Origin of the sequence: Microbacterium sp. NPDC056003 (assembly GCF_042274785.1) — a bacterium.
GTDB lineage: Bacteria > Actinomycetota > Actinomycetes > Actinomycetales > Microbacteriaceae > Microbacterium.
In genome coordinates this window covers 880239-897909 of record NZ_JBHJXQ010000001.1, presented here as the reverse complement: position 1 = coordinate 897909, position 17671 = coordinate 880239, and the positions used below count along the sequence as shown (strand labels likewise).

Below are 17671 nucleotides of genomic sequence, written 5' to 3'. Positions count from 1 at the left end.
CTCCATCGTGGCATCCGGGGAGGGGGCGCTAAGCCAGGTACACCTTGCGCAGGGTCTCGCGCACCGTCCAGACGGTGCGCATCCCCGCTTCGAGCCGCACTATCGCGCCGGTCTCGAGCTCGATCGAGGGCAGGGCCGGGTCGACGAACTCCACCGTGGCCGACCCGGCGACGACGACGAACACCTCGTCGATCTCGACGTCGGACATCGCGCCGGGCGTCATCTCCCACACGCCGATGCCCATGTCCTCGTCCAGATCGACCGATCCGGTGGACGGCGACCCCGCGACGACCTGCGCAGGCGGCACGGGGACGAGCGGAACCTCCACCTCGCCGGCCGAGACGAGTGCTCCGGCGTCCAGCTCGCTCATGAGTCGAACCCCAATCCGAAGGCGTCGAGGGTCTTCAGCAGCAGGTTGCGCCTGCCGCGGTTGTGGTCGGCACGGTCGAGCGACCAGCGGGTCGCATTGATGCCCATGGCGGCGGCGGGCTCGGGAGGGAACGGCAGCGGGCGCTTGCGCACCATCTCGAGCTCGGTGCGCTCCGTGCGCTCGCCGGCGAGCAGGTCGAGCATGACGTCGGCGGCGAAGCGCGTCGCTGCCACGCCCAGCCCCGTGAAGCCCGCCGCGTACGCGACGCGACCCTGGCGAGCGGTGCCGTAGAACGCGCAGAACTGGGTCGACGTGTCGATCGCGCCGGCCCACTTGTGGGTGAAGCGCAGGCCGTCCAGCTGCGGGAACGTCGTGAAGAAGTGGCCGGCCAGCTTCTCGAACGACGACGGGCGGTCTTCGTACTGTGTGCGGATGCGCCGCCCGTAGTGGTAGACCGCGTCGTAGCCGCCGAACAGGATGCGGTTGTCGCGGCTGAGCCGGTAGTAGTGGAACTGGTTCGCCAGGTCGCTGATGCCCTGCCGGTCGTTCCAGCCGATGGCGGCGAGCTGCTCGGCGGACAGCGGCTCGGTCATGAGTGCGTAGTCGTACACCGGCACGGTCATGAGCCGGTTGCGCTTGAGCAGCGACGGGAAGACGTTGGTCGCCAGCGCCACGCGCCCGGCGGTGATGCGGCCGTGGGTCGCGACGACCCGCACCGCGGCGCCGGCGTCGTCGAGTGCGTGGATGGGCGAGTTCTCGAAGATCTCGACGCCCGCCTCCTCGGCGGCGTGCGCGAGACCGGCGGCGAGCTTGCCCGGATGCACGATGGCGGTCGAGCGCTGCTCCCAGACGGCCCCGAGATAGGTGGGGGAGGCGATGGATGCCTGCACCTCTGCCCCGCTGAGACGCAGCACTCCCTCTTCGCCGCGGGATGCGGCATCCGCTGCCCATTCGTCCAGCCACGCGAGCTGGTGCGGTTCGGTCGCGACGCCGAGCGAGCCGACGCGCTCCCAGTCCGCATCGATCCCGTAGGCGGCGATGTCCACGCCCATCCCGTCGAGGTTCTCGAGCCCCATCTCGTCGAGGCGGTCGATCTCGTCGGGCCAGCGGCGCAGGCCGTTGTCGCGTCCGTGGGTGAGGCTCGCCTCGCAGAACCCGCCGTTGCGGCCCGAAGCGGCCCAGCCGACGGTGCGGGCCTCGACCACGACGACGCGGCTCGACGGATCGCGGCGCTTGGCCTGCAGTGCGGTCCACAGCCCGGTGTAGCCCGCGCCGACCACCACGAGGTCGGCCGTCGACTCCCCGCTCACGCGTGCACGTGCGGGGGTGGCGGGGAGGTCGTCGAGCCAGAAGACGCTCTGACGCGTCTCGGAGAGGCTGTGACGGATGACGGATGCTGCCGGCCGCTGTCGTTCGAAGACGGTCGTGCCCACGGGTATCACTTCCCTGTTCGGTGTTGTCTGCTTCGATCTTGGGGGCTGCCGGGTGCCGAGAACAGGTGATCTGGCGAACACAGGACGATCCGGCCGATTTCGCCCTGTTTCCGTCAGATCACCTGATGCGGGCAGGTGGGGAGAGCGGATGCCTCGGCCCGAGCCGCCGTCTCGGCCGGCTCACGCGTCGGGGGCGGCGTACACGCGCGATCCCTCGACGAACGTCTGCAGCACCCGCGCCGCGCCGATCTCCTCGGCCGGACCTTCGAAGGGGTCGCGGTCCAGTACGACGAGGTCGGCGTACTTGCCGGCCTCGACGGTCCCGGTGGTCTCGTCGAGGTGGTTCACCCAGGCCGAGCCGGCCGTATAGGCCGTCAGCGACGTGGCGAGGTCGATCGCCTGCTCGGGGAGGAAGGCTTCGTACTCGCCCTCCTCATGGCCGGGGGCGGCAAGGCGGTTGACGGCGACGTGGATCGCCGCGAGCGGGTCGGGCGACGAGACCGACCAGTCGCTCCCGGCGGCGAGCACGGCACCCGCGCGCTGCAGGTCGCCGAAGGGGTACTGCCACGCGCTGCGCGGCTCGCCAAGGAACGGCAGCGTCAAGTCGACCATCTGCGGTTCGAGCGCGGCCCACAGTGACTGCATGTTGGCCGCGACACCGAGCTGCCGGAAGCGTGGGACATCGTCGGGGTGGACGACCTGGATGTGCGCGATGTGGTGACGGTTGTCGCCGTGCCCGTTGCGGCCGATCGCGTGCTCGACGGCGTCGAGGCACTCGCGCACGGCGCGGTCGCCGATCGCGTGGAAGTGCACCTGGAAGCCTTCGGCGTCGAGGATCGGGACCGCTTCGTTCAGCACGGCCGGGTCGACGAACGAGATGCCCGAGTTGTCGGTGAAGTGCCCGTGCCCGTCGCAGTACGGCTCGAGCATCGAGGCGGTGAAGTTCTCGGCGACGCCGTCCTGCATGACCTTGACGGATGTCGCGGCGAAGCGCCCGCCGCGGTACCGCTCGCGACGCTCGAGGAGGGAGGGTATCTGCTCGAGGCCCTGCGTGCGGTCCCACCAGATGGCGCCCACCACACGTGCCGTCAGCGTCCCGTCGGCAGCCGCCCGCAGGTACGCCGGTCCCGGGTCGCCGGCATCCCCGTACGACCCGACGATGGCGTCCTGCCACGCCGTGATGCCGAAGGAGTGCAGGTAGCGCTGGCCCACCAGGAGCGCCTCGGTGAGCCGCTCGAGCGGCTCGTCGGGCAGGTGGCGGTTCACGAGGCTCATCGCGCCCTCGTGCAGGGTCCCCGAGGGAGTGCCGTCGGCGTCGCGCTCGATGCGTCCGTCGGCGGGATCGGGCGTGTCGCGGTCGATTCCGGCCAGGCGCAGCGCGGCGGAGTTGACCCAGGCGCCGTGGCCATCGCGGTTCGGGAAGAACGCCGGGCGATCGGCCACCACCGTGTCGAGTGCGGCCGCCGTCGGCGTTCCGCCGGGGAAGGCCGACATCTGCCAGCCGCCGCCGAGGATCCACTCGTCGTCGGGGTGGTCGGCCGCGTAGGCGCCGATCGCGTCGAGGTACTCCGCCGCCGTGCCGTGCTCGGACAGGTCGCACCGCAGCATGTCGAGGCCGCCCCACACGGGGTGCACATGGGCATCCTGGAAGCCCGGCAGCAGCATCCGTCCCTGCAGGTCGACCAGCTCGGTCTGAGGGCCGATCAGGTCTCGGACGTCGTCGCCGCCGACGGCGATGATCCTGCCGTCCGCCACGGCGACCGTGCGGGCGCGCGAGCGGACGGTGTTCGCAGTGAAGACCGGACCGCCGGTGAAGACGAGATCGGCGTACCGCACGGCGGGTCAGCCTCCCGTCATCGTGCGGGCGATCTGCGTCGCCGAGTCGCCCGCGCGCTTGAGCACCAGTGCGACCAGAGCGAGGGCGACGAGCGTGAGAAGAAGCATGATCGTCGACACCGCCGCGATCTCGGGACGCAGCCCCGTTCGCAGCGCGCTCAGGACGTAGACCGGCCACGGGGTCGTGCCCGACACCTGCACGAACGCGGCGACGATGGTGTTGTCGAGGCTCAGGGTGAACGCGAGCAGGAAGCCCGCGAGCACTGCCGGCATCGCCAGCGCGAGCGTCACGCGGCGGAACGTGGTGAACGGCTTCGCGTAGAGGTCGGCGGATGCCTCCTCCAGGCGTGCGTCCTGACCCACGAGCCGCGCGCGGACGATGTACGACACGACCGCGGTCGCGAACAGCGAGGAGCCCACCGAGAGGCGCACGATGCCGTCGTTGAACATCGTGACGCCCATGTCCTGGCCGAGGAACACGAAGAACGGCAGCAGCGCGACGGCGTCGACGATCTCGGGGGTCACCGACACCAGGAGCAAGAGGCCCAGGAACCACCAGACCCACTTGCCGGGATGCCGCGCCATGGCGATGCCGGCGAGAGTGCCGAGCACCGTCGCGATGATCGCGGCGATGAGGGCGGTGAGCAGGGACACACGCACGGCGCTCTGGATCGCGGGCTTGGTGAGGATCGACATGAACGCGTCGAAGCCGAACCCGTCCCACACGGCGAGCAGGCGGCCGCTGTTGAACGAGTGCACGACGATCACGATGATCGGGAGGAACAGGAAGAGCATGACGAGCACGCCCCACACGCTGAGCGCGATGTCCGACCACGGCTTGCGCACGCGGCGACGGACGCCGGAGCCGGGCCGGCCCTCGCGAGCCCGCGCCTGCAGGATCGTCTCCGTCTGGGTCTGCGTGGTCACGTCGTCACCTCCGGTGAGGCTGCGGGGGCAGCATCCGTCCTCGCCGTCTCGGTGACCGGCCCGAGGACCAGTCGGTTGCGGGAGCGGAACGGCAGCGCGATCAGCCACAGGATGAGTGCGGCCACGGCGATCGCGAGCATGATCAGGAGCATCAGCAGCACGGCCATGGCCGAGCCGAGGGCCCAGTTCTGCGCCGTCTGGAACTGGCCCGCGACGATCTGGCCGACCATGTTGCCCTTCGCCCCGCCCAGCACGGTCGCGGTGATGTAGTCACCCATCAGCGGGATGAACACCAGCAGGACGCCGGCGATGATGCCGGGCTGCGACAGGGGTAGCGTGACGCGGAAGAAGGTCATGACCTTGCCGGCGCCGAGGTCTTTCGAGGCCTCGCGCAACGCCGGTCCGACCCGGTCGAACGCCACGAACAGCGGCAGGATCATCAGCGGCAGGTAGTTGTAGACCACACCGATGATCACCGCGGTGCGCGTGTAGAGCAGCTCCAGCGGGCCGTCGAGCACGCCGATGCTCTGCATCAGGGTCGAGAGCCACCCTTCGGGTGCGAGGATCACCTGCCAGCCGATGGTGCGGACCAGGAAGTTCGTCCAGAACGGCACCAGCACAAGGGCGATGAGGATGCCGCGCCGCTCGGGCTTGACCTTGAAGGCCATCCAGTACGCGACCGGCGCTCCGATCGCGAAGCAGAGCAGGGTGCCGATGATGCCCACCCCGAGCGTGTTCTGGAACGTCGCGATGAAGGTGGGCGAGATGGCCTCGAAGTACCGGTCCAGCGAGAGGATGTCGTTCGCGTGGGTGCCGAAGACGCCGGGCTTGTAGCCGAAGCTGAACCACACCACCATCGCGACGGGCGCGACGAAGAAGAGCAGGAGCCACGCCCACGCCGGGACGGCGAGCGCCGGGCCGACCGCGCCCGAGGCGCGATTACGCACCGGCCGCAGCCTTCACCTCGTTGTAGATCTCCACGCGCGTGGCCAGCGAGTCGTTGAGGACCTGCTCGTGCATGGTCTCGAGCTGCTCGGGCGTGAAGAAGATCATGTCGAGGCGCTCGACCTCGGCCGCTTCGGCCGCGGCCTGCGCATCCTTCGCGCCGACGTTGTAGCCGACCCACTCGAGGTTCAGGAGCTGGTTCTCGGGGACCATCGCGAAATCGATGAACGCGTGAGCCGCCTCCGGGTGGGCGGCGCCGGTCGCGATCGCCCAGTTGTCCATCCAGAGCTCCGTCTGCGGGCCGGGGAGCACCCACTGCCAGCGGTCGGGGTCGGACGACTCCTGGATGCCGAGGCGCGCGTCGCCGTTCCACGCCATGAGCAGGGCGTGGGTGCCCTGGGGGATGGTGTTGGCACCGGCGGCGGAGTCGAACGCCGCGACGTGGGGCGCGATCTTCTCGACGAGGAAGGCGCGAGCCGCCTCGAGCTGGTCGGGGTCGTCGGTGTTCCAGTCGATGTCGTTCGCCCAGAAGTACGATCCGACGACGCCGGCGGGATCGTCCGACATCGCGGTCTTGCCGCTCGCCTCGTTCTGTGCGGCGTCGAAGAAGTCCGCCCATGTGGTCAGCTCGCGGGTGATGACGTTCTTGTCGTACACGTAGCCGGTCGTGCCCCACGCCTTGCAGATCGAGTAGTCGTTGTTCGGGTCCCACGCGCGGCCCATGAAGGCCGGGTCCATGTTCGCCATGTTCGGCAGCAGGTCCTTGTTGAGCTTCTGCAACAGGCCCTGCTCGATCATCTGCGGGATGAAGACGCCGGTGGGAACGACGATGTCGTAGCCCGACGTGCCCTTGGCCGCCACGAGCTTGGAGATGAGCTCCTCGTTCGAGCCGTAGGAGTCGAGCGTGACCTTCGGTCCGAGCTCGGCGGTGAACGCCTCGACCACCTCGGGTGCGTCGTACTCCGCCCACGTGTAGACCGAGAGGCTGTCTTCGAGCGAGCCTCCTGTCGCCTGCGGCGCCGGCGACCCGCTCCCCCCGGGCGCGCACGCCGCGAGCACGCTCGCTCCGCCGGCGAGGGCGGCGAGGCTCAGGAACCGGCGGCGCGAGAGCTCGCGCACGATCGACGGCGCCGCGCCTTCCGGCGCGAGGATGCGGATCGGGTTGCGTGAGTCGGTCATCGTGGTCTCCAGGTTCGGGTCGGGGAGCCGGGTGAGCGGGTGCTGCGGCTGTGTGGTTGTGAGGGACGGTTCAGACGGTGGTCGGGGGCGCGACGTAGCCGCCCTCTTGGGCGGCGTCGTCGGCGGGGAACAGCAGCACGTGGTGTGCGGCCCACGTGCAGACGACCGCGTCGCCCACCTGCAGGGCGGGGGCGTCGGGCGTCGGGCGGCGCACGATGAGGCTCTGCTCGTCGCCGAGGCGCACGAGGTACTGCATCGTGTCGCCGAGGTGCGACACCCCGATCAGCTCACCGCGTGCGGTGTTCGCATCGGTCGTCGCCGCCGGGTCGTCGGCCGCTATGCGGATGTACTCGGGCCGCACGGCGGCTTCGCCTTGACCGGTGCCTGTGAGCGTGGCGTTCGCGGCGCGCACGAGGGCGTGCGGGGACGCGATCGCCGCGCCCGACTCCTCGATCCGACCGCGGAAGAAGTTCTGCTGTCCCACGAACGCCGCGACATATGCCGATGTCGGCCGTGCGTACACCGTGTCGGCATCGGCGAGCTGTTCGATGCGACCGGCGCGCATGATCGCGATGCGGTCGCTCATCGAGAGCGCCTCGCCCTGGTCGTGCGTGACGAAGATGAACGTGATGCCGAGGCGGGCCTGCAGCAGCTTGAGCTCGAGCTGCATCTCCTCGCGCAGCTGCCGGTCGAGCGCGCCGAGCGGCTCGTCGAGGAGGAGCACCGAGGGCTGATTGACGAGGGCGCGCGCGAGCGCGATGCGCTGCTGCTGGCCGCCGGAGAGCTGTGTGGGCTTGCGGTCGCCGAATCGGCGCATCTGCACCAGGTCGAGCGCCTGCGTCACCTTGTCGCGGATCTCCGCTTTCGGGGTGCGGCGCTGCTGGAGGCCGTAGGCGACGTTCTCGGCGACGCTGAGATGCGGGAACAGGGCGTACGCCTGAAAGACGGTGTTGACGTCGCGGCGGTAGGGCGGAGCGTTGAGCACCGACTTGCCCGACACCCGGATGTCCCCCGCGTCAGGGTGCTCGAATCCGGCGATCATGCGCAGCGTGGTGGTCTTGCCGCACCCCGACGGGCCGAGCAGTGAGATGAACTCTCCGGGCTGGATCGTGAGCGACAGATCGTCGACGGCGACCTGGTCGCCGTAGAGCTTCGTGATCCCGGACAGGACCACGGCGCCGCGGCCGTCCGTCGAGGCCGGGTTGGTCGCCGGAGCGGTCTCCGCGTCAGTCGCCGTCGTCACCTGATGAGGTCCTCCTGCTGCGGGTCGCGCGACGCTGCACGACCGGGTGGGATGTGTGGGTCATTCAATAGCGGGCGGTTCGCCCCCCGCAACGTGCCCGTGGCCGAACCGGACGATCCGGGGTCTCGCAGCGTCCGGCCTGACAGATCGTCCGGAGTTGTGTAACGGTCAGGAAACCGCAGGGTTTCGGGGCGCTCACGGCGCGCGGGCGACCGACCGGCGCTCGGGGGCCGACAGATCGTCCGTGGAGCGGCCGCCGGGGGTCGAGTCAGCCGGCCGCCGGGCCCGTCTGGCACACCGGGCACCAGAAGACGATGCGCTCTTTCGTGGGGTCGGCGCCGAGCGATCCGCCGCGGATGATCGCGCCGCAGCGGCGGCACTCGCGCCCCTCGCGGCGGTAGACCCAGGTCGAGCGACCGGGTCGGGCATCTCCCGTGAACGTGCGCCCGCTGCGGTCCTTGTTGGCGCGGATCATCCGGGCGCCGAGGTCGATGATCGCCGCGGCATCCGTCTGATCCGCAGGAGTGGTGGGGAGGATGCCGCGAACGAAGAGGATCTCGTTGGCGTACTCGTTGCCGAATCCCGCCACATTGCGCTGATCCTGCAGCGCGACGTGCACCGCGCGGCGGTCGGCCGCCAGGCGCCGCGCGGCCTCGCCGGCATCCCAGTCCGCCGCGAGAGGATCCGGGCCGAGGTAGCCGACCAGAGTGTCTTCGGCGGACGTCGGCACGACGGTGATGTCGGCGAGGTCGAAGCCCACCGTCTCCCACTCCGTGCCGTCGGGCGCGGTCGCCCCGATGACCGCCCGCGCCTTGAACGCGGCATTGCGCCAGCGCTCGCCGCGTCGGTAGACGTGCCATTCGCCCTCCATCTTGAGGTGCGTGTGAAGGGTCTGATCGCCGATCCGGTGCAGCAGATGCTTCCCGCGCGACACCACGCCGTGCACGACGCTGCCGGTCAGGTCGACGGTGGCGACCTGCGGCACGCGCAGTTCGAACCGGGTGACGGTCGCCCCGGCCAGGGCGTCGTTCAGCCGCCGGGCCGTGCGGTAGACGGTGTCGCCCTCAGGCATTCGGCGTTCCGGCGCTCTGCCGAGCGGCGCGCTCGGCGTCGCCCGCGGTGAGGCGGCGCAGCGTCAGCCCGCGCGGGGACTCGACGAAGCCCGCCTCGCGGAGGGCGCGGCCCCAGCCGGTGCCGTGGATGAACGCGCCGTTGACCTGCTCGATGGTGAGGGTGTCGAGCCGCCGTGCGCGCGCCGTCGCGGCGAGGTCGCGCGTCGCTGCAGCGATGGCGTCCTCGTCACCGCTGAACGCGAGGGCGGACTTCCCTCCCCGCTCGAGGTACAGCACGAGCGAGCCGTCGACCAGCACGACGAGCGCCCCCGCCTTGCGCCCGGGGCGGTGGCCGACGCCCTCGAGCGCCGGCCAGCCGAGCGCCGCGCCGTACGGGTTGGCGGGGTCGGTGGCCGCGAGCGTCACAGCGCGCAGCGGCGGCGGGTCGGGCAGGGCGGCGAATTCGCGCAGACGGTCGACGGTGGTGGACGCGGCGAACTGCGCCGCGCCGAGCTTCTCGATGACGTAGCCGCGCCGGCAGTGCCCGGCCTCTTCGAAACCGGCCAGCACGCGGTACGCCTGGGCGAAACCGCCGGGCAGCCCTTCGGCCTGGACCGCGCCGCGCGTGACGACCCCGTACCGGTCGAGCAGCAGGCTCGCCGCCGCGGTGGCGCGCAGCGCGGGGTCGGGCTCGGGCGGCGGCAGCAGCGACCAGCGTCCCCCGATCGCCGGCGGCCGAGGGGGGACGGTTGCCGCCACCGTCCGCACGGCGGCGCCGCGGTACAGCCGGGTGCGCGGCGTCTTGCGGGCGACGCGATGAGCCTGCGATCCGCCGCCGACGAGCGTGCGCACGGGGGCGAAGGTGTCGTTGGTGACCCTGCCCGCCCACGTCAGCCGCCAGAGTGCGTCGATCACGGACTGCTCGTTCTCGGCGCCCGTCAGCTGGCGGAGCTGTGCGGCGAAGTAGCCGCCCCCGGCGTCGAGCGCGGCGAGGAGCTGCGCGTCGAGCGACCCGTCGGGAATCTCGTCGTCGGCGACGGTGAGCGTCAGTGGGAGCGCATCGGCGGGATGCAGGGCCACCCAGCCGTCGCGGCCCGGAAGACTGCCATGCCCCGACCACACCACCTCACCGGTGGCGGTGAGCTCGTCGAGCATGGCGGGCGAGTAGTCGGCGACCCGTGCCGGCAGGATGAGCGACTCCCACGCGCTGGCCGGGATCGGCACGCCGGCGAGCTGCTCGACCACCGCCGCGACCCCGTCGACACCCTCCAACGGACGGGTGGCGTGCTGCCACACCGGCAGGAATCGGGCATACGCGTCTTGCGGAACGGGCTCGACGCTGCCCCGGATGGCCGCGAGCGAGCGCATCCGCAGCCGGCGCAGCACCTCGGCGTCGCACCACTCGGTGTCGTCACCGGCGGTGGCGGTCGACGCGGGGAGGAAGAACCCGCTGGTGAGCCGGCCCTGCGACTCGAGCCGCTGGAGCGTATGGCGTGCGACGGCGATGCCGACGCCGAGCCGCTGGGCGACAGCATCCGCCGTGAAGGGTCCGTGGGTGCGGGCGTATCGTGCGACGAGGTCGCCGAGCGGATCCGCGAGGGGCTCGAGGAACGCGGTCGGGATGCCGACGGGCAGCGCCACGCCGATGGCGTCCCGCAGGCGTCCCGCGTCTTCGACGGCGGCGACGCGCGGAGATCCGGCGATGGTGACCTGGATCGCGCGACGTGCGGTGACGAGATCGTCGAGGAGAGCGGATGCCTCGCCCTCGGTCGCCGCGCTCGTGTCGGCGCGGCTCGCCCCATCGCCGTTCGGCTCGGGGGCGGTCCGGGTGGGCTGCAGGCGGGCGGCCACCTCGGCGGCGTCGAGCGGACCGAGCAGGCGCAGCAGGTCGGCGACCCCCTCGAGGCCGCGAGCGCGGCGCTCGGGATCGAGCCGCTGCGCCTCGCGCTCGAACTGCGCGATGACGTCGGGGTCGAGCAGCTCGCGCATCTCGATCTTGCCGAGCAGCTCGGACAGCAGGGCCGGATCGACCGAGAGCGCGGCGGCACGACGCTCCGCGAGGGGAGAGTCGCCCTCGTACATGAACGCGCCGACATATCCGAAGAGCAGGTCGCGGGCGAAGGGCGACGGCTGTGACGGCTCGGTCTCGATGAGACGGATGCGGCGATCCCCGATGCTGCGCGCGATCCGCAGCAGCGACGGCACGTCGTATACGTCCTGGAGCACCTCGCGCAGCGTCTCGAGGATGATCGGGAACGTCGGATAGCGCCGCGCGACCTCGAGCAGCTGCGCCGACCGCTGGCGCTGCTGCCACAGCGGGCTGCGGCGGCCGGGGTTGCGCCGCGGCATGAGCAGCGCCCGCGCCGCGCACTCGCGGAACCGCGAGGCGAACAGGGCTGAACCGCCGACCTCTTCGGTGACGATCTGCTCGAGCTCGTCGGGATCGAAGACGAACAGCTCCGCCCCGGGCGGCTCGGCCGAGGCATCCGGAATCCTCGCGATGATGCCGTCGTCGCTGGCGACCGCCGAACCCTCGACCCCCAGACGCTCGCGGATGCGCGCGTTGACCGCCAGCGCCCACGGCGCGTGCACCTGCATGCCGTACGGGGAATGCAGGATGACGCGCCAGTCGCCGACCTCGTCGCGTCCTCGCTCCACCGTGAGCTGCTTGTCGGTCGGAAGAGTGCCGGTGGACTCGCGCTGCTCGGCCAGATAGGCGAGCAGGTTGCCCTGCGCGTAGTCGTCGAGCCCCGCCTCGCTGAGCCGCTCCTGCGCCTTGTCGGGCTTCGCCGCCGAGACCTCGCGCGAGAACTTGCCGAGCGCCTCGCCCAGCTCTGCCGGCCGGCCGATCCCGTCGCCGTGCCAGAAGGGCACCTTGCCAGGCTGCCCGAACGCGGGCACCACGTTGACGCGGTCGTGCGTGATCTCGACGATGCGCCAGCTGGTCGTGCCGAGGGTGAACACGTCGTTGACGCGCGACTCGTACACCATCTCCTCGTCGAGCTCGCCGACGCGGGCGTTCTGGGACTCGCCGGCGACGAAGACGCCGAACAGCCCGCGGTCGGGGATCGTGCCCCCGCTCGTCACCGCGATCCGCTGCGAGCCGGGGCGCCCGGTCAGGGTGCCGTGGTCGCGGTCCCAGATGAGACGCGGCCGCAGCTCGGCGAATTCGTCGGACGGGAAGCGTCCCGCGAGGAGGTCGAGCGTCGCCTCGTACGCCGAGCGGGGGAGGGAACGGAACGGCGCGCTGCGCTTGAGCGTCTCGTACCAGCCCTCGACGTCGATCGGCGCGAGCGCACACGCCGCGACGGTCTGCTGCGCGAGGATGTCGAGCGGGTTCTGCGGGACCGCGATCGCCTCGATCTGACCGGCGAGCATGCGCTCGGTGACGATCGCGGTGTGGAGCACGTCGCCGCGGTGCTTCGGGAAGAGCGCCGCGCGGCTGACCTCGCCCACCTGGTGGCCCGCGCGACCGATCCGCTGGAGGCCCGACGCCGCACTCGGCGGAGCCTCGACCTGGATCACGAGGTCGACCGCGCCCATGTCGATGCCGAGCTCGAGGCTGCTGGTCGCCACGACGCAGCGCAGCACCCCCGACTTGAGCTCCTCCTCGACCTGTGCCCGCTGCTCCTTCGACACCGAGCCGTGGTGCGCCTTGGCGAGCACCGGGTCGGCCCCGGCCGTGGCGCCGGCCTGCGCCATCATCGCGGCGGGGACGGATGCCTCGGGCAGGTCGAGCCCGAGCCGCTCGGAGTAGATCTCGTTGAGGCGCCCGGTGAGGCGCTCGGCGAGGCGGCGCGAGTTGCAGAAGACGATGGTGGAACGCTGCTGCAGGATGCGGTCGACGATCGCCTCCTCGACGTGCGGCCACACCGAGCCGGTGACCTCGGTCTCGCCGGCGCCGGACGCCCGCGTGCGGCCGCCCGAGCCGTCGGCGAACCAGTCCTCGTCGATGACTTCGCCGTCGCCTGCGCCGTCGCCGGTCGCCGGCGTCCAGTCGGCCGGCGCTGTGGCGCCGGGCGCGGGCGGCGGGTTGAGCATGTCGTCGATCGGCACGACCACGCGCATGTCGAACGCCTTCGACGACTTCGGTGCGACGATCTCGACCGGTGCCGAGCCGCCCATGAAGCGCGCGACCTCGTCGATCGGGCGCACGGTCGCCGAGAGTCCGATGCGCTGGGCGGGCTTGTCGAGCAGGGCGTCGAGCCGTTCGAGGCTTACGGCGAGGTGCGCGCCGCGCTTGGTCGCGGCGACCGCGTGCACCTCGTCGACGATGACGGTGTGCACGCCCTTGAGGGTCTCGCCCGCGGCGCTCGTGAGCATCAGGTACAGCGACTCGGGCGTCGTGATCAGGATGTCGGGCGGCGCCGTGACGAGCTTGCGCCGGTCGCTCGACGTGGTGTCGCCGGAGCGCACGCCGACCGACACGTCGGGCACCGCGACGCCGAGGCGGCGTCCGGACTGCCCGATGCCGACGAGCGGCGAGCGGAGGTTGCGCTCGACGTCGACGCCCAGCGCCTTGAGCGGGGAGATGTACAGGATGCGGGTGCGACGTGTCGCATCGACCTCCCGTCGCTTCCGGCCTCGGCCGCGCGGAACCGGTTCCTGAGTAGGCGGCGAAGCCGCCGTATCGAAGGGCTCGCGGAAGACGCGGTCGATCGCCCACAGGAAGGCCGACAGCGTCTTGCCCGACCCGGTGGGGGCGACGACGAGCGCGTTCTTGCCCTTGGAGATGGCGTCCCACGCGCCGATCTGCGCGTCGGTCGGCCGGGAGAACGCGCCGCGGAACCAATCCTGCGTGGCGGGGCTGAACCGCTCGAGCACGTCGCTCATCCCTCCATCTTGGTCGAGGGCGGCGACATCGGGGCGGGGTTGACGTCGGCGGAGGTCGGCCTGACGTCAGCGCTCGGACGGGATGAGCACCCAGAGCAGCAGGTAGACCCAGATCGAGAGGCCGAAGAACACGGTCGCGAGGACGGTGAGGATCCGCACGGCGACGACGTTCACCCCGAAACGGTTGGCGACCGCGAGGCAGGCGCCGGCGATCATGCGCCCCTCGCGGGGCCGGATGAGCTGGTTCATGCGCTCATCCTGCTCCGAATGAGGCCGTCGCGACACCCGGTCTGCGGAAGACGGACCGGGTGCCGCAGAGGTCACCGCTCGGTGAGCTCGCCGTCGCGGCCGAGTTCGAGCGTCAGGTCGATGCCCAGCCGCGCGAGGAACGCGTCGTCGTGGCTCACGATGAGCACTGCGCCGCGGTAGGCGGCGAGGGCGCCGACGAGCTGCCCGACCGTGTCGAGGTCGAGGTTGTTCGTCGGCTCGTCGAGCACGATCAGCTGCGGTGCCGGGTCGGCGAGCAGCAGCCGCGCCAGGGCGACGCGGAACCGTTCGCCGCCCGACAGCGTCGACACCGGCCGCTCGACCGCGGCCCCCCGGATGAGGAACCGGGCCAGCCGGTTGCGCAGCTCGGGAATCGGCACCGCGGACGCAGCGACCGCCACGTTCTCCAGGACCGACCCGTGCTCGTCGAGGCCGTCCACCCGCTGCGGCAGGTAGCCGACCCGGTCGGTGTGCAGCTCACCGCGCGCCAGCGTCGGGAACACCGGCGCCTCGGGCGGCGTGTCGCCGTTTCCCTGCGTCGCGTCTCCGGGCTCTGGGACGCCGGGCGGGCCAGAGGGGCGTGAAACGGTCGGGAGATTCCCGGCCTCCGGCCCCGGAACTGCCCCCGCGGCCCCGGTTCCGCCCGGCCGTTCGACGCCGAGCAGGCGCTCGAGCAGGGTCGTCTTGCCGACGCCGTTGGCGCCGACGAGCGCGACCCGCTCCTGCCCCTGCACGACCCACGACCGGTGACGGTCGCTCAGCGTCGCGATGCGGCGCCCCGCGCGAACCCCCGGGTCGGGAAGGTCGATGCGGATCGTGTCGTCGTCGCGCACGCGGCGTCCGGCGGCGTCGAGCGCCTCGCGGGCCTCCGCCTCCTTGCCGCGGGCCTCGGTCCTCAGCTTCCCGGCCGAGACCTGTGCCGACATCTTGCGCCCGCCCGCGACGATCTTCGGCACGCGCTTCTCGGCCTGCGCCTTCTTGCCCATCGCGCTGCGGTGGGCGAGCTTGGTCTCGGTCTCGATGCGCTCGCGCTTCTCGCGCCGCACAGCCTGCGCAGCCGCCTTCTCGGCCTGTTTCGCGGCGTCCTGCTCGCTGTCGAGCCACGCCCGCCACTCCGAGTACGGACCACCGAACACCGAGAGCTCGTTGCCGTAGAGCTCGGCGGTCTCGTCCATCAACTCGAGCAGCGAGACGTCGTGGCTCACCACGATGAGCGTCCCGCGCCACTCCCGCACCATCGAGCCGAGCCGGGCCCGGGCATCGCGGTCGAGGTTGTTCGTGGGCTCGTCGAGCAGGGCGGTGGATGCCTCGCGCAGCCGGATCCCCGCGATCGCGGTGAGCACGGCCTCGCCGCCCGACAGCTCGCCGACGCGCCGGTCGAGCATGTCCGGCGACAGGCCGGCCTCGGCGAGCGCGGCGTGCGCGCGCGCCTCGATGTCCCAGTCGGAGCCGACGGCGTCGAAGTGGCGCGGGTCGGCGTCGCCGGACTCGATCGCCCGCAGCGCCGACAGCGGCACCGACACGCCGAGCAGCTCGGCGACGGGTCGGTCGACGTCGAGGGTGAGCCGCTGCGGCAGGTACGCGACGTCCGCCGACGACGCGACGCTGCCGGCAGCGGGGGTGAGCTCGCCGGCGATGAGCCGGAGGAGCGTGGACTTGCCCGAGCCGTTGCGGCCGACGAGGCCGGTGCGGCCGACGCCGAAGGCGCCGGAGACGTCGGCGAGGGCGAGGGTGCCGTCGGGCCATGCGAACGAGACGCGCTCGAGGATGACGGACGGGGTGAGGGTATGGGTGGACATGGGGCCTCCGTGGTGCGGTCATGCGCTGGCACCGGATGCCGCGGATCACCCCGACGCCGGCGGAGAGCCGGCACGCGCCGGCGGAAGGCCGGCAGAAGCCGAGGAAGAGCGGCAGGATCGACGGTCAGCGCGGAATCGGAGCGCTGGGCCGCCGGAAGGATCGACGGAGCAGCGCGATTACAGCGCGGTCGCGGCGATCAGCTTCAAGGGAGTTCCTCACAGAGGGGACAAGGCCAGGAGACACGATAGCGGATGCTCCGCCCGAGCGCCTGGGAATCTCGTGCTCGCTACGCGGAGGCGGAGGCGCCGTCCTCCTGCGCGAGCTGCTTGTCGAGGAACACGCGCACATCGGCGAGCTCCGGCTCCGACACGCTGTGCGTGAGTCCCGGGTAGACCCGGCCGCTCAGCTCGACGTGGCCGGGGAGCCACTCGGTCGTGTGCGCGACGAGGAAGTCCGGGATGACATCGTCGTTCGTGCCGCGCCCCCAGAACACCGGCGGCCGCAGTCCGGCGAGCTCGCTGTCGCGGGGCAGGTCGCCGGGAGTGACGTAGCCCGACAGGTTCACCGCGAACGCGAACCGCTCCGGCTCGAGCCGCATCGCCTGCAGGGCCACCGCCGCACCCTGCGAGAAGCCGAGCAGCCCGATCGTGCGATGGGCCGCGGCCGCGGCATCCGTCCACTCGATGAGTCCGCGCGCTGCGGCCGTGATGTGCGCGGGATCGCGGGTCTCGAGTCCCTCGATCGGGTACCAGGAGTACCCGGGTGCCGGGAAGGGCGGTGCGAGCGGGGCGCGCACGGCGGCGACGGCGAACTCGGGCGGAAGGTAGGGGACGAGACCGAAGAGGTCGCGCTCGTCGGCGCCGTAGCCGTGCAGCAGGACGAGCAGCGGTCGTCCGTCGCGATCGCCGGCGTCGGCCGACCACAGCACGGCGTCCGCGTCGAGAGGCGTGTGGGTGCTCACGCCTCCATCCTGCCCCGGACCGGGGTCACGACGCCTCCCTCGACGCCCCGCCGACCCACTCTCGCCCGGCGGGGCGTTGAGGTATACAGGAGGCATGCCGGTGCGCACCCCCGATCCCGACCCCAACGAGCGCGACGACGACGGGACACCGCGCGATCCACTCGGCGGCGTGGGCGCGTCGTTCGGCTCCGGCGGCCGCAGCCTGGGGGACGGTACGTTCGGATCGCCGACGCCGGACGCCGCGGGCAACCCCGGATGGCTCAGCGACATCGAACTCGCCGAGGCCCGCCGCCGCCTGCCGATGCTGTACGTCGAGGCCCTGCCGGTCCGCACCGACGGCGTCGGCGCCGTCACGGAGGTCGGCATCCTCCTGCGCGCGACCCCGCTCGGCGAGATCACGCGCACCCTCGTCTCGGGCCGCGTCCGCTACGGCGAGACCGTGCGCGACGCGCTCTTCCGCCACGTCGAGAACGACCTCGGGCCCATGGCCTTCCCGCTGCTGCCGCCGCAGCCTCTCCCGTTCACGGTGGCCGAGTACTTCCCCCTGCCCGGCATGAGCCCGTTCCACGACGAACGCCAGCACGCCGTGTCGCTCGCCTTCGTCGTGCCGGTCACCGGCACGTGCGAGCCGCGTCAGGATGCGCTCGAGGTCACGTGGCTGAAGCCGGAGGAAGCGGCATCCGACGCCCTCTCCGCAGAGATGGAAGGCGGACGCGGAACCCTCGTGCGCCTCGCCCTCGCGAGCGTGGGCGCCTTGCGCTGACGTCGCGTCGTAGGCTCGTCGAGTGAGCAACGCCGCCCTCGAGCCCCTGACCTTCCCGACCG

13 protein-coding genes are annotated in these 17671 nt (G+C 71.7%); 1 reads left to right on the top strand and 12 read right to left on the bottom strand.

Annotated features, from left to right (window positions below; all coding sequences use genetic code 11):
* Positions 1 to 28: 28 nt before the first annotated feature.
* The 12 genes from ACFC1W_RS04115 to ACFC1W_RS04060 all read right to left on the bottom strand — a co-directional run bounded on the left by ACFC1W_RS04115 (position 29) and on the right by ACFC1W_RS04060 (position 16846).
* Complete coding sequence (locus ACFC1W_RS04115) at positions 29 to 370, bottom strand: cupin domain-containing protein (RefSeq protein WP_375988938.1); 342 nt, start codon at positions 368 to 370, stop codon at positions 29 to 31.
* Positions 367 to 1803: an NAD(P)/FAD-dependent oxidoreductase gene (locus tag ACFC1W_RS04110; protein ID WP_375988936.1), complete on the bottom strand. Its 1437-nt coding sequence runs from the start codon at positions 1801 to 1803 to the stop codon at positions 367 to 369. Before ACFC1W_RS04110 ends, ACFC1W_RS04115 begins: the two co-directional genes overlap by 4 nt.
* 180 nt (positions 1804 to 1983) lie before the next feature.
* Complete coding sequence (locus ACFC1W_RS04105) at positions 1984 to 3639, bottom strand: amidohydrolase (protein WP_375988933.1); 1656 nt, start codon at positions 3637 to 3639, stop codon at positions 1984 to 1986.
* A 6-nt stretch (positions 3640 to 3645) separates the two neighbouring features.
* Complete coding sequence (locus ACFC1W_RS04100) at positions 3646 to 4566, bottom strand: ABC transporter permease (RefSeq protein WP_375988931.1); 921 nt, start codon at positions 4564 to 4566, stop codon at positions 3646 to 3648.
* Entirely contained in the window at positions 4563 to 5513 is a 951-nt protein-coding gene (locus ACFC1W_RS04095; RefSeq protein ID WP_375988928.1) for an ABC transporter permease, read from the bottom strand. The genes ACFC1W_RS04100 and ACFC1W_RS04095 overlap by 4 nt, the downstream gene beginning before the upstream one ends.
* The gene (locus tag ACFC1W_RS04090; RefSeq protein WP_375988926.1) at positions 5506 to 6690 is read right to left on the bottom strand and encodes an extracellular solute-binding protein; all 1185 of its coding nucleotides are present in this window, start codon (positions 6688 to 6690) and stop codon (positions 5506 to 5508) included. Before ACFC1W_RS04090 ends, ACFC1W_RS04095 begins: the two co-directional genes overlap by 8 nt.
* 70 nt (positions 6691 to 6760) lie before the next feature.
* The gene (locus ACFC1W_RS04085) at positions 6761 to 7933 is read right to left on the bottom strand and encodes an ABC transporter ATP-binding protein (RefSeq protein ID WP_375988924.1); all 1173 of its coding nucleotides are present in this window, start codon (positions 7931 to 7933) and stop codon (positions 6761 to 6763) included.
* 268 nt (positions 7934 to 8201) lie between these two features.
* Positions 8202 to 9005, bottom strand: a complete 804-nt coding sequence (locus ACFC1W_RS04080; protein WP_375988922.1) for a DNA-formamidopyrimidine glycosylase family protein — start codon at positions 9003 to 9005, stop codon at positions 8202 to 8204.
* A complete protein-coding gene (locus ACFC1W_RS04075; RefSeq protein WP_375988920.1) occupies positions 8998 to 13818 on the bottom strand; it encodes a DEAD/DEAH box helicase in 4821 nt (1606 codons plus the stop codon). Before ACFC1W_RS04075 ends, ACFC1W_RS04080 begins: the two co-directional genes overlap by 8 nt.
* A 66-nt stretch (positions 13819 to 13884) precedes the next feature.
* Positions 13885 to 14067: a PspC domain-containing protein gene (locus tag ACFC1W_RS04070; protein ID WP_241112972.1), complete on the bottom strand. Its 183-nt coding sequence runs from the start codon at positions 14065 to 14067 to the stop codon at positions 13885 to 13887.
* Between the two features lie 71 nt (positions 14068 to 14138).
* Positions 14139 to 15884 (bottom strand): ABC-F family ATP-binding cassette domain-containing protein, encoded by a 1746-nt coding sequence (locus tag ACFC1W_RS04065; protein WP_375988918.1) that lies wholly within the window; start codon positions 15882 to 15884, stop codon positions 14139 to 14141.
* Between the two features lie 287 nt (positions 15885 to 16171).
* Positions 16172 to 16846: an alpha/beta hydrolase gene (locus ACFC1W_RS04060; protein WP_375988916.1), complete on the bottom strand. Its 675-nt coding sequence runs from the start codon at positions 16844 to 16846 to the stop codon at positions 16172 to 16174.
* Between the two features lie 94 nt (positions 16847 to 16940).
* Between ACFC1W_RS04060 and ACFC1W_RS04055 the strand changes: the two genes are divergently transcribed.
* Positions 16941 to 17609, top strand: coding sequence for a DUF4916 domain-containing protein (locus tag ACFC1W_RS04055; protein WP_375988914.1), 669 nt, complete (start codon positions 16941 to 16943; stop codon positions 17607 to 17609).
* The last annotated feature ends 62 nt before the right edge of the window (positions 17610 to 17671 follow it).